The sequence below is a fragment of the Georgenia subflava genome, from assembly GCF_009193155.1.
Classification (GTDB): domain Bacteria; phylum Actinomycetota; class Actinomycetes; order Actinomycetales; family Actinomycetaceae; genus Georgenia; species Georgenia subflava.
Genome location: NZ_VUKD01000002.1, coordinates 100,134 through 112,170, shown reverse-complemented (window position 1 = coordinate 112,170; position 12,037 = coordinate 100,134). Strand labels below are relative to the sequence as shown.

Genomic DNA, 12,037 nt, shown 5'->3' with positions numbered 1-12,037 from the left:
AGAAGCAGGAAGAGGACGACGACGTGACCTCCACCCCCACCAACGGCGCGCCCCGCGCGGCCGTCGTCGGGTCCAACCGGATCCCGTTCGCCAAGGCCGGCAGCGCCTACGCCGGCGCCTCGAACAAGGACATGCTCACGGCCACCCTCGAGGGGCTCGTCGCCCGCTTCGGCCTGGCCGGCGAGCGGCTGGACGAGGTGGCAGCCGGTGCCGTGCTCAAGCACTCCCGCGACTTCAACCTCACCCGCGAGACCGTCCTGGGCTCCTCGCTGGACCACCGCACCCCCGCCTACGACGTCCAGCGCGCGTGCGGCACCGGCCTGGAGGCGATCGTCGGCGTCGCGAACAAGATCGCCCTCGGCCAGGCGCGGGTCGGCGTCGGCGGTGGCGTCGACTCCACCTCGGACGCCCCGATCGTCGTCTCGGACCGGCTGCGCAAGGCCATCCTCAAGGCCTCCCGCGCGAAGACGCTGCCGGACCGGCTCAAGGCGCTCTCGAGCGTGCGTCCCCGCGACCTCGCCCCGGTCGCACCGGACGTGGCCGAGCCGCGCACCGGGCTGAGCATGGGTGAGCACCAGGCCCTGACGACCGCCCGCTGGGGAATCTCCCGCGAGGACCAGGACGCGCTCGCCCTCGCCTCGCACCAGAATCTCGCCGCCGCGTACGACCGAGGGTTCTTCGAGGACCTCATGACGCCCTACCGCCGGCTGACCCGGGACGAGTCGCTGCGCGGCGACACCTCGCTCGAGAAGCTCGCGAAGCTCAAGCCCGTCTTCGGCAACCGGGGCGCGGACCCCCAGGGCCCGGCACCGACCATGACGGCCGGCAACTCCACCCCGCTGTCCGACGGCGCCTCGATGGTGCTGCTGGCCTCGGACGACTGGGCCGCCGAGCGTGGCCTGCCGGTGCTCGCCCACCTCGTCGACGCCCAGGCAGCGGCGACGGACTTCGTCGGCGGCGAGGAGGGCCTGCTCATGGCCGGCGCCTACGCCATCCCGACGCTGATCGCACGGCAGGGCATGTCGCTCGCCGACTTCGACTTCGTCGAGATCCACGAGGCGTTCGCCTCCACCGTGCTGGCGACCCTGGCAGCGCTCGAGGACGACGACTTCTGCCGGTCGCGCCTCGGGCTCGACGGTGCGCTCGGCCGCGTGGACCGCGCACGGCTGAACGTCACCGGCTCCTCGCTCGCGGCCGGGCACCCCTTCGCCGCCACCGGCGGCCGGATCGTGGGCACGCTGGCCAAGCTGCTCAGCGAGCGCGGCGAGTCCCAGGTCCGGCCCGGCGAGCGCGCCCGGGGCCTGATCTCGGTCTGCGCGGCCGGCGGGCAGGCCGTCACGATGATCCTGGAGGCGGCGTGAGCGACACCTACCTCGAGCTGGTCAACGGCCCGGCGTCCGCCGTCGCCAAGAAGTTGGGCCTCCCCCGGCCGGCGCGGCTGCGGCGCACCGACCCGACGTCGGTGGACGCCCCGCTGACACCCGGCCCGGTGCTGGTGCTCTCCGACGCGCGCGCGACCGCCGACGCGGACACCGTCGCGCAGGACCTGCTCGCCTGGGACCTGGACGTGCGACGGGACACCCACCTCGGCGAGCACGACAGGTGGGGCGCCGTCGTCGTCGTGCTGACCGGCCTGGACCACCCTGCGGCCCTGTCCGGACCGGCGCTCCAGCTCGGCTCGATGCTGAGGCGCCTGGCCACGGGCGGCCGGGTCGTCACGGTCTCGCGCAGCGCCCCGGCGCCGGTCCCCGCCCCGACCGCCGACGACGCGACGGACCCGGCGGTGGCGGCCGGCCGCCTCGCCGTGGACGCGTTCGTCCGCTCGCTCGCCAAGGAGCTGCGCGCCGGCGCCACCGCCAACGGGCTCGTCCTCGCCGACGGCGTGGCGGTCGGCGCGGCGTCCGTCCGCGGGGGCCTGCGCTTCCTGCTGTCGGCCCGCTCGGCGTTCGTCGACGGTCAGCTGCTGGCCGTGGGGACCGACGGCGGGGCCGTGCCCGCCGACTGGGCGCGGCCGCTCGTGGGGACGGTCGCCGTCGTCACCGGCGCCGCACGAGGGATCGGGGCCGAGGTGGTCCGGGTGCTCGCCCGGGACGGCGCCCAGGTGCTCGGCGTCGACGTGCCGGCAGCGGGCGAGAGCCTCACCGCTGTCATGAACGAGGTGTCGGGCACGGCACTGCAGCTCGACATCACGGCCGACGACGCCGCCGAGCGGATCCTCGCCGCCGCGACCTCGCGCTACGGGCACCTCGACATCGTGGTGCACAACGCGGGCATCACGCGGGACAAGCTGCTCGCCAACATGACGGCCGACAGGTTCGAGGACCTCCTGGCCGTCAACGTCGACGCGCCGCTGCGGATGAACCAGACCTTCGCCGTACCCGGCACGCTGGGCACGACCGGGGCGGCGCCGCGCATCATCTCGCTCGCCTCTTTCTCCGGCCTCGCCGGCAACCGTGGCCAGACCAACTACGCCGCCGCCAAGGCCGGGCTCATCGGGATGACCCGTGCGCTGGCCGCGCCGCTGGCCGAGTCGGGCGGCACGATCAACGCCGTCGCGCCCGGCTTCATCGAGACGGACATGACGGCGAAGATGCCGCCCCTGCCGCGGCAGATGGCGCGCTGGACCAGCTCGCTGCAGCAGGGCGGCCTGCCGGTAGACGTGGCGGAGGCCATCGCGTTCCTCGCGTCGCCCCAGGCCGGCGGGATCAACGGTCAGGTGCTGCGGGTGTGCGGCCAGCTGGTGGCCGGACAGTGACCGGCCCGGGCGACCCGGCCGGGCCTCCCGCGGGCTACCGGGAGGAGCGGCTGCGGTCGATGCCCTCGCTCGGGCGGCTCTACGCCCAGGCGCTGGGTCGCATCCGCACGACGGTGCTCGCCCGCCGACCCGCCGCCGGCGCGCTGCCACCGGTGGTCCTGCGGGTGGAGGACGTCCGCGCCGACGTCGAGAAGCTGTCGGAGTACCAGCACCTGCTCGGCGAGGCGGGCACCGACGTCCTGCCGGCCGGCTACGTGCACGTCCTCGCCTTCCCCCTGGCGATGGCGGTCATGGTGCGGGAGGACTTCCCGCTGCAGGTGCTCGGTCTGGTCCACGTGGCGAACCGGGTGGAGCAGCACCGGGCGCTGCGGCTGGACGAGGCGGTGACCGTGCGCGCCTGGGCCCAGAACGCCCGTCCGCACGCGCGGGGGACACAGGTCGACCTGGTCGTGACGGTCATGGACCAGGACGGCGCTGCGGTCTGGCGCGGGGTGTCCACCTATCTGGCGAAGGGCCGCGCCCCGGCCGCCGACGGCGGACCCGCCCAGCAGGCGGGGCACGCCACCGGGGGCACGCCCGCACCTGCCGCGGACGAGGGCGCTGCCGACACCGACGCCGCCGAGGCCGCCGACGCTGCGATCGTGCCCGGCGCGGCCGCGGACGTGGCACCGGCCGAGACGCCGCGCACCCCGACCGCCGTGTGGCGGCTCGGCACCGACGTGGCGAAGCAGTACGCCGAGGTCTCCGGCGACCGCAACCCCATCCATGTCTCGCGGCTCGGGGCGCGGCTCTTCGGTTTCGCCCGTCCGATCGCGCACGGGATGTACACCGCCGCCCGCGCGCTGGCCGCCACCGCGCCCGTCCGCGGGGAGTCCTTCCTGTGGACCGTGGAGTTCGGCAAGCCCGTGCTGCTGCCCGCCACCGTGGCGTTCGCCGTCGTCCCGGCGGCCGGATCAGGCGGCGAGGGGACGGCTGCCAACGGTGCGGGCACCGGCTATGCCGCGTGGGACCCGCGGTCCGGGCGGCAGTACCTCACCGGCTCGGTCGTCCGTCGACCGGGTCGGCCGACCTGATCGACCGGCTCGGCGGGCGCGCGAACCGGCCCGGTCGTCCCCACTGAGCGGGGATGACCGGGCCGACGTTTTCCACGGACTCCATCCACAGGGTTGTGCACATACACACACATTCGCCGATCTGCCTGTGGACCGACTGGACACCTGGCGCTCATCGCCCGTTCACCCGGCCGGCGCGAACCCGGTTCAGTAGACGTAGTCCTCGCCGCTGGCGCGCACCGTGATGTCGGAGATGCTCACGCCCCAGGGCTGGTTGATGGCGTAGACGACGTTCTCGGCGAGCTCCTCGGGGGTGACGGTCCAGTACTTCACGCTGTTGCGGTCGAGCTGCTCGGCGGGCATCTGGTCGCCGTAGTACTTCTCCGCGTTCTCGGCGAACTCGGCCGTGCGGTGCGCGGTGAGCCCGGCGACCGCCTCGTCGTTCACGATCGCGCTGGCCAGGTTGGTGCCGGGGATGCCGGTCGGCTTGACGGTGGTGACCTTGATCTTGCCCTTGGTCTCCGCCCGGAGGGAGTCGGAGATGACCTTCACCGCGGCCTTGGTGGCGCTGTAGACGCCCGACCCCGGGATGCCGTAGTTGCCGTAGATCGAGGAGATGTTGACGACCTGACCCTCGCCCTGGGCGATCATCTGGTCGTACACGGCGGTGATGCCGTTGACGACACCCTTGATGTTGATGTCCACGGACTTGTCCCAGCTCTTCCAGGCAGCCTGGTGGTCCGCGAAGTAGGCCAGCGGCATGATGCCGGCGTTGTTGAGCATGACGTCGATGCGGCCGAACTTCTCCACCGCGAGGGCGGCCACGGCGTCCATCTGCTCCTTGCTGGTGACGTCTGCGACCTGGTACTCGGCCGTCTGCCCCTTGGCGCGGATCCCCTCGACGACCGCCTGCAGGTTGGCCTCGTTGATGTCGGCCCCGACGACCTTCGCGCCGAGCTCGGCGGTCTTCTCCGCCACGATCTTGCCGAAACCGCTGCCGGCGCCCGTGATGACGATGACCTTGCCGTCGATGTAGTTGCTCACCGCTCCTCCTTCTCGCTTTCGATGCATTTGCATCTACCAGGGATAAGGACGGGGTTGCACTGAAAATTCCCCAGGTGTGTCGGTCCGGTCCGGGCTCTCCCCGCACGAGGCGTCCGGGCAGATGACGTCACCAGCCACCGAGCGGCGAGCGTGCGGCAGCGGTGGCCGTGGCCACACGTCCCGCCGGGTCGTGCGCACATGCACGTCCCGCCGGGTCGTGCGCACATGCAGACGGCCCCCGGCCCTAGTTCGGCTAACCCATTGCGCTTGACGTTGCGTCAAGTTGCAGACTGGTGTGCGCACCGACTCGGAAAGGAGGAACCCGCCATGGAGTGGCCGATCAACGAGGTCACGAGGATCACGGGGACAACGAGCCGCACGCTGCGCCACTACGGGCAGATCGGGCTGCTCGAGCCCTCCCGGACCGGGGCTGGGGGGTACCGCTACTACGACGAGGACGCGCTCCTCCGACTGCAGCGGATCCTCCTGCTGCGCGAGCTCGGGCTCGGGCTGCCGGCGATCGCCGAGGTGCTCGCCGGTGGGAAGGAAGTCTCCACCGCGCTCGGGAGGCACCTTGTGCTGCTCGAGCAGGAACGGGACCGCATCGACCGGCAGATCGCGTCGGTGCGACGCACGATCGAGAAGAGGGAAGGAGGTGAACAGCTCATGGCAGAGGAGATGTTCGACGGTTTCGACCACACCCGGTACAAGGAGGAGGTCGAGCAGCGCTGGGGCAAGGAGGCGTACGCCGCGGGTGACCGCTGGTGGAGCAGCCTGGACCCCGAGGAGAAGCGCGCCTGGCAGGAGCGGGCCACGCGCCTCGGCTCCGACTGGACGACCGCGGCCGAGCGTGGCGTCACGCCCGAGAGCGACGAGGCGCAGGACCTCGCTCGGCGCCACTTCGAGTGGCTCCGCGGCATCCCGGGCACACCCGGGGCGGGCTCGGCCGGACCGAGCAAGGAGTACTTCGTCGGGCTCGGTGAGATGTACGTGGCCGACCCGCGCTTCGGCGCCAACTACGGCGGCGAGCAGGGCGCGGTCCTCGTGCGCGACGCGATGAAGGTCTACGCCGAGCGCAACCTGTAGAAGGGGCCAGTGACCGGGGCTGCAGACCCGGTCACCGCCTGGCCCGACTCGGGGCCCTGACCTGCCGCGGACCGGGTGCTCCCCGGTCCGCGGTCCGAGCAGCCGGCGCGGCGTAGCCGGCCGTCCCGGCAGCCGTCCGGTGCCGCCGCCCTGCCCGGCAGCCGTCCGGTGCCGCTCAGCCCGCCCGGCCATCAGCCGCCGTCCGGTGCGGCTCAGCTACCCGTACCCGGGGGCGGCCGGCCCGCTCGAAACAGCGGGCGAGGCGACGTCCGCGGCACGTAACCTCGGTGCGTGCCCGCGACCCTCCACGTCAGCGAGCTCGGCGCCGCCCACGGGGCGCGCCGGCTCTTCACCGACCTGACCGTCACCATCGCACCCGGCGACGTGTGGGGCCTGGTCGGCGCCAACGGTGCGGGCAAGTCCACGCTCCTGACGGCGCTGGCCGGCCTGGATTCCACCGCGGAGATCGACGGCCGGGTGACGCTCGCACCACCGCAGGCCACCATCGGCTACCTCGCCCAGGAACCGGAGCGGCGTCCCGGCGAGGATGTCCTGCAGCTGCTGCGTCGACGCACCGGCGTGAGCGCCGCCACCGCGGCGATGGACAGGGCCGCCGACTCGATGGCCGAGCGCCCGGACGACCCCGTCGCAGCGGACGCCTACGCCGTGGCTCTCGAACGTTGGCTCGCCCTGGGCGGGGCCGACCTGGACGAGCGGGCCGGGGCAGCAGCGGCCGACGTCGGGCTCGGGGTCGACCTCGACGCCGCGACCACCACCCTCTCCGGCGGGGAGGCGGCCCGCGCCGGGCTGGCCGCCCTGCTGCTGGCGCGCTACGACGTCCTGCTGCTCGACGAACCCACCAACGACCTCGACCTCACCGGCCTGGAGCGACTCGAACGATTCGTCCACGACTCCCGCGCGCCGCTGGTGATCGTGAGCCACGACCGCGAGTTCCTCGCCCGCACCGTCACCGGCATCGTCGAGCTCGACCTCGCCCAGCAGCAGGTCAGCGTCTACGAGGGTGGGTACGACGCCTTCCTCGCCGAGCGGGAGGTGGCGCGCCGGCGCGCCCGCGAGGCCTACGAGGAGTACGCCGAGCGGCTCGGCGGTCTGAAGGAGCGGGTCCAGACGCAGAAGAGCTGGGTCGACAAGGGTGTGCGCAACGCCCGCAAGAAGGCGCGGGACAACGACAAGAACCTCATCGCCCGCGCCGTCGCCCGCACCGAGAAGCAGGCGGCCAAGGTCAGCCAGTCCGAGCGCGCCATCGAGCGCCTGGAGAAGGTGGAAGAACCCCGCAAGGAGTGGGAGCTGCGCATGTCCATCGCGCAGGCACCCCGCGGCGGCAGCGTCGTCGCGGTCCTGGACGGCGCCGCCGTGCGCCGCGGGTCGTTCATCTTCGGACCGGTCACCGCGCAGGTCGACCACGGCGACCGGATCGTCATCACCGGGGCGAACGGCTCGGGGAAGTCGACCCTGCTGGCCATGCTGCTCGGCCGGCTGCAGCCCGAGCAGGGCCGCGCCTCCCTCGGGTCCGGCGTCGCCGTCGGTGAGGTGGACCAGGCCCGTGCCATGTTCGACCGGGCCGAGCCGGTGGCGGCGACCTTCTCCCGGCAGGTGCCGGACTGGCCGGAGGCGGACGTGCGGACGCTGCTGGCCAAGTTCGGGCTCGGCGGGGAGAACGCGTTGCGCCCGGCCGCCTCGCTCTCCCCCGGCGAGCGCACCCGTGCGGCGCTGGCCCTGCTGCAGGCCCGCGGCGTCAACCTGCTCGTCCTCGACGAGCCCACGAACCACCTCGACCTGCCGGCCATCGTCCAGCTCGAGCAGGCCGTCGAGTCCTTCCCCGGCACCGTCCTGCTGGTCACGCACGACCGGCGGATGCTGGCCAACGTGCGCGCCACCCGTCGCTGGCTGATGGACGCAGGACAGCTCACCGAGCTCGCCGCGGACTGAGACGCCCCGCTCGTAACGGCGCGGCACTCTCGCGCCGCGGGTGCACGCTCCGACTGAAGGGTTCGTACCGGTATCCGGTACGAACCGTGCGCCACTGTCGACGACGCGCGCCGGCGGAGTGCGGGCGTCCCCGGCGTGCGGGCATCGGTGGGGCATCCGTGCAGGCATCCTGCAGAGATCCTGCTGGCGTCCGTGCTGGCGCGCCACCGCTCCGCCCGCCGGCACCCAGGCGGACCCCGTGGCATGCGCCGGCCCGCCGGAGCAGCGGCCGTAGACTCGCAGCGCCCCCGGACGGTCGCACGCCGTCCCGCCCAGCCACAAGGATGTGTCACGTATGAGGATCTCCGTTCCGCGCGAGGTGAAGGACACCGAGCTGCGGGTCGCCATCACCCCGTCCGGGGTGCACGAGCTGACCCGGCACGGACACCAGGTGTACGTCGAGGCCGGCGCGGGGACCGGCTCGTCCATCACCGACGAGGACTTCACGACCGCTGGGGCGACCGTCGTCGCCGGGGCGGACGACGTGTGGGACGCCGGCGAGCTGGTGCTCAAGGTCAAGGAGCCGGTGCCCGAGGAGTACCACCGACTGCGACCGGGCCAGACGCTGTTCACCTACCTCCACCTCGCGGCCGACCGTGAGCTCACCGACGTGCTGCTCGAGCGCGGGGTCACCGCCGTCGCCTACGAGACGGTCGAGGAGGCCGACCGTTCCCTGCCGCTCCTGGCGCCGATGAGCGAGGTCGCCGGCCGGCTGGCACCGATGGTCGGCGCCCACACGCTCATGAGCGCCCAGGGCGGGCGGGGCGTCCTCATGGGCGGGGTGTCGGGCGTGTACTCCGCGAAGGTCGTGGTGATCGGGGCCGGGGTGACCGGCATGCGGGCCGCCTCGATCGCGCTCGGCATGCAGGCCGAGGTGCGGCTCCTGGACAAGGACATCGCCAAGCTGCGGCACGCGGACGACATCTACCAGGGGCACTGTCAGACGGTCGCGTCCAACGCGTACGAGATCGAGAAGGCGGTCTCGGAGGCCGACCTCGTCATCGGCGCGGTGCTCGTGCCGGGCGCCCGCGCCCCCACCCTCGTCAGCAACGAGCAGGTTGCCCGGATGAAGCCGGGCAGCGTCGTCGTCGACATCGCTATCGACCAGGGCGGCTGCTTCGAGGACTCTCGCCCGACCACGCACACCGATCCCACGTACCGCGTGCACGAGACGGAGTTCTACTGCGTCGCGAACATGCCCGGCGCCGTCCCGCACACCTCGACCTACGCGCTGACGAACGTCACCGTGCCGTACGCCCTCGAGCTCGCCCAGCACGGCTGGCGCGACGCGATGCGCGCGGACCCGGCCCTGGCGAAGGGTCTGAACACCCACGAGGGCGCCCTGGTGTGCGAGCCGGTCGCCGCCGCGCACGCCCTGCTGGCGACGCCGCTGACCGACGTGCTCGGCTGACCGCCGAGGCACAGCTCAGGCGGTCGTGGTAGCGGTCGCCTGCGGGCCGATCCTCAGGCGTTGACGAGGGAGCCGAGGACCGACGTGAACAGGGCGAGGCCGTCGGTGCCGCTGCGCGGTGCGCCGCCCATGTCGGGACCGAATCCGGGCTCGACGGCGTGCTCGGGGTGCGGCATGAGGCCGACGACATTGCCACGCTCGTTGCTCACGCCGGCGATGTCGCGCAGCGAGCCGTTGGGGTTGAGCCCCTCGTAGCGGAAGACGACCTGCCCCTCGCCCTCGATCCGGTCGAGCGTGGCGTCGTCGGCGACGAAGCCACCCTCGCCGTTCTTGAGGGGGATGGTGATGACCTGGTCCGTGCGCAGGTCGGTGGTCCACGCGGTCGAGCTGTTGACGACCCGCAGCTGCTGGTCGCGGCAGATGAAGCGCTGGTGGTCGTTGCGGATGAGCGCACCCGGCAGCAGGTGGGCCTCGCACAGGATCTGGAAGCCGTTGCAGATCCCGAGGACCGGCAGTCCGCCCCGGGCTGCCTCGACGACCTCGGTCATGACCGGCGCGAAGCGGGCGATGGCCCCGCAGCGCAGGTAGTCGCCGTAGGAGAACCCGCCGGGCAGGACGACGGCGTCCACGCCGTGCAGGTCCGCGTCGGCGTGCCACAGCCGCACGGGCTCGGCGCCGGCGAGGCGGACCGCCCGCTGGGCGTCACGGTCGTCCAGGCTGCCGGGGAAGGTGACGACGCCGATGCGCGCGCCGGTGGCAGCCATCAGTTCTCCTCCGCCTCGTGGACGCCGACGACGTCCTCGATGATCGGGTTCGACAGCGCGGTGCCGGCCGCCTGGCGGGCCGCCTCGAGGAGCTCCTCGGTCACCGGCCCGTCGACGCTCAGCTCGAAGCGCTTGCCCTGGCGCACGCCGGTGAACTGGCTCAGCCCCAGCCGCGGGAGCGCTCCGGCGACGGCCTTGCCCTGCGGGTCGAGGATCTCGGGCTTGGGCATGACCTCGACGACGATGCGTCCCATGACTGCGCTCCTGTGGTGTGACGGCTTTCGGCGCCCAGGGTATCCGCTGGCGCCAGCACGTGGCTGGGGCGTCCACGCCGGCGCCCGGTGCCGCGGACGTCAGTCCAACCGCGAGACGGCGCCGATCACGAGGTCCCAGAACCGGTCGACGTCCAGCTCGGTGGCGACGAGGTGGTCGAGGTCACGTCCCTCTCGGCCGAGGAGGTCGGTGACGGTCATCCCGCGGGTGTGCTCCCCGCGCAGCTCGACGTCGACGTGGCCCGGCCGCACGGTCACCACGTCCGGCTCGACGGCGCGCACGAGGGCGCACACGTCGTGCACGGGCGGTGCCGGGAAGCCCTGCTCGGCGCGGTAGGCGGGGCCGAAGAAGTCCAGCATGTCCACCACGAAGTCGCCGGCCCGCGTCCCGAGGGCGCGGAACCGTTCGACCACGTCCTCGGTCGCGCGCGCCTGATGGGTGAGGTCGAGGCCGACCATGGTGACCCGCCACGGTGCGGCGAAGACGACGTGCGCGGCCTCGGGGTCCGTGTAGATGTTGAACTCCGCCGCCGGGGTGATGTTGCCCTTGGTGTAGCCCCCGCCCATGAGGACCACCTCCGCCACGCGGCCGACGACGGCGGGCTCGCGGCGCACGGCGGTGGCGATGTTCGTCAACGGCCCCATGGGCACCAGGGTGATCGTGCCCGGCTCGGCAGCCATGACGGTCTCGATGATGACGTCGACGCCGTGCCGCGGGTCCAGTGCGACCGTCGGCGCAGGCAGCACGGGACCGTCGAGGCCGCTGGCCCCGTGGGTGCGCGGCGCGGTGATCACGGCGTCGGCGACCAGCGGGCGGTCGCAGCCGGCGGCCACGACGGCGTGCTCCAGCCCGGCGACGGTGGCGACCGCGAGGGCGTTGCGGGTGACTTTCTCCAGCGTCTGGTTCCCGCCGACCGTGGTGATCGCGGCGATCTCGACGTCGGGGTGGCCGGCGGCCATGAGCAGCGCGAGCGCGTCGTCGTGGCCGGGGTCGCAGTCCACGACGACGCGTCGCGGCGACGTCGTGCCGCGGTTCTTGCCCGTATCGGCGCCTCTGTCGGTGCCGGTGCCTCCGGTCCCGGTCATGCCAGCAGCTCCGCGCTGGTGGTCACGGTGATCTGCGGGGCGTACAGCGACATCGCGTCCAGGGCACGCCGGTGGTTCGCCTCGTCGGAGCCCGCGCAGGCGTCGGCGACGACCTGCACGTGCGCCCCGCCGTCGGCCGCCGCGAGCGCGGTGGAGAGGACGCAGCAGTCCGTGGCCACCCCCGTCAGCACGAGGTGCGGGGCCGGGCCGACGACGTCGAGCAGCCCCGGCCCCCACTTGCCGAACGTCGGCTCGGTGACCGTCCGGGTCCCGAGGTCCGCGAGCGCGGGCACCACCTCGTAGAGGGGGTCGTCGTCGGGCACGAGCGCGAACGGCCAGTCCCGGTAGTACTCACGCCAGGAGCCGGCGGGCAGGTCGGGGGCGACGAACCGGGTCACGACCACCCGGCCGGCGTGCGTCTCGGCGAGCCGCCGGACCGGTTCGACGATCCGGTCGAAGCCCGGCGCGGCCCACGGGCTGGGCGGCTCGGCGAAGATGCGTTGCGGGTCGATCACGACGAGCCAGGGCGCGGCGGGCTCGGTGCTCGGGTCGTCTGTCACCCGCGCGACGCTACCGGT

General features: G+C 73.1%; 11 protein-coding genes. 6 read left to right on the top strand and 5 right to left on the bottom strand.

Annotated elements, in window-relative coordinates; translation table 11 throughout:
• Positions 1–23 precede the first annotated feature (23 nt).
• The 3 genes from GD748_RS07080 to GD748_RS07070 are packed head-to-tail and all read left to right on the top strand — an operon-like array spanning position 24 to position 3,828.
• Positions 24–1,361 (top strand): acetyl-CoA C-acetyltransferase, encoded by a 1,338-nt coding sequence (locus tag GD748_RS07080; protein ID WP_193312865.1) that lies wholly within the window; start codon positions 24–26, stop codon positions 1,359–1,361.
• On the top strand, positions 1,358–2,755 hold the full coding sequence (locus GD748_RS07075) for a 3-oxoacyl-ACP reductase (protein ID WP_152194522.1): 1,398 nt from the start codon (positions 1,358–1,360) through the stop codon (positions 2,753–2,755). Before GD748_RS07080 ends, GD748_RS07075 begins: the two co-directional genes overlap by 4 nt.
• A 59-nt stretch (positions 2,756–2,814) precedes the next feature.
• Positions 2,815–3,828, top strand: coding sequence for a MaoC/PaaZ C-terminal domain-containing protein (locus GD748_RS07070; protein WP_152195026.1), 1,014 nt, complete (start codon positions 2,815–2,817; stop codon positions 3,826–3,828).
• A gap of 186 nt (positions 3,829–4,014) precedes the next feature.
• Here the strand turns inward: GD748_RS07070 and GD748_RS07065 are convergent, their stop codons facing one another.
• On the bottom strand, positions 4,015–4,851 hold the full coding sequence (locus tag GD748_RS07065) for an SDR family oxidoreductase (protein ID WP_152194521.1): 837 nt from the start codon (positions 4,849–4,851) through the stop codon (positions 4,015–4,017).
• A 327-nt stretch (positions 4,852–5,178) separates the two neighbouring features.
• On the opposite strand from GD748_RS07065, the gene GD748_RS07060 reads away from it, so the two are divergent.
• The 3 genes from GD748_RS07060 to ald all read left to right on the top strand — a co-directional run bounded on the left by GD748_RS07060 (position 5,179) and on the right by ald (position 9,337).
• Complete coding sequence (locus tag GD748_RS07060; RefSeq protein WP_152194520.1) at positions 5,179–5,937, top strand: MerR family transcriptional regulator; 759 nt, start codon at positions 5,179–5,181, stop codon at positions 5,935–5,937.
• A 291-nt stretch (positions 5,938–6,228) separates the two neighbouring features.
• On the top strand, positions 6,229–7,887 hold the full coding sequence (locus tag GD748_RS07055; protein ID WP_152194519.1) for an ABC-F family ATP-binding cassette domain-containing protein: 1,659 nt from the start codon (positions 6,229–6,231) through the stop codon (positions 7,885–7,887).
• Positions 7,888–8,221: 334 nt separating this feature from the next.
• A complete protein-coding gene (gene ald / locus GD748_RS07050; protein ID WP_152194518.1) occupies positions 8,222–9,337 on the top strand; it encodes an alanine dehydrogenase in 1,116 nt (371 codons plus the stop codon).
• 53 nt (positions 9,338–9,390) lie between these two features.
• Here the strand turns inward: ald and purQ are convergent, their stop codons facing one another.
• The 4 genes from purQ to GD748_RS07030 all read right to left on the bottom strand — a co-directional run bounded on the left by purQ (position 9,391) and on the right by GD748_RS07030 (position 12,019).
• Entirely contained in the window at positions 9,391–10,101 is a 711-nt protein-coding gene (gene purQ / locus GD748_RS07045) for a phosphoribosylformylglycinamidine synthase subunit PurQ (RefSeq protein WP_152194517.1), read from the bottom strand.
• Positions 10,101–10,355 carry a phosphoribosylformylglycinamidine synthase subunit PurS gene (locus GD748_RS07040; RefSeq protein ID WP_152194516.1) on the bottom strand — a complete coding sequence of 85 codons (255 nt, stop codon included), beginning with the start codon at positions 10,353–10,355 and terminating at the stop codon, positions 10,101–10,103. The genes purQ and GD748_RS07040 overlap by 1 nt, the downstream gene beginning before the upstream one ends.
• Before the next feature lie 99 nt (positions 10,356–10,454).
• Entirely contained in the window at positions 10,455–11,459 is a 1,005-nt protein-coding gene (locus GD748_RS07035; RefSeq protein WP_152194515.1) for a nucleoside hydrolase, read from the bottom strand.
• Positions 11,456–12,019: a cysteine hydrolase family protein gene (locus tag GD748_RS07030; protein ID WP_152194514.1), complete on the bottom strand. Its 564-nt coding sequence runs from the start codon at positions 12,017–12,019 to the stop codon at positions 11,456–11,458. Before GD748_RS07030 ends, GD748_RS07035 begins: the two co-directional genes overlap by 4 nt.
• Positions 12,020–12,037 lie beyond the last annotated feature (18 nt).

Coding starts and splice junctions, on each gene's coding strand:
- GD748_RS07035 (WP_152194515.1), bottom strand. CDS start 11,459: ATGACCGGGACCGGAGGCACCGGCACCGACAGAGGCGCCGATACGGGC.
- GD748_RS07070 (WP_152195026.1), top strand. CDS start 2,815: ATGCCCTCGCTCGGGCGGCTCTACGCCCAGGCGCTGGGTCGCATCCGC.
- GD748_RS07060 (WP_152194520.1), top strand. CDS start 5,179: ATGGAGTGGCCGATCAACGAGGTCACGAGGATCACGGGGACAACGAGC.
- purQ (WP_152194517.1), bottom strand. CDS start 10,101: ATGGCTGCCACCGGCGCGCGCATCGGCGTCGTCACCTTCCCCGGCAGC.
- GD748_RS07040 (WP_152194516.1), bottom strand. CDS start 10,355: ATGGGACGCATCGTCGTCGAGGTCATGCCCAAGCCCGAGATCCTCGAC.
- ald (WP_152194518.1), top strand. CDS start 8,222: ATGAGGATCTCCGTTCCGCGCGAGGTGAAGGACACCGAGCTGCGGGTC.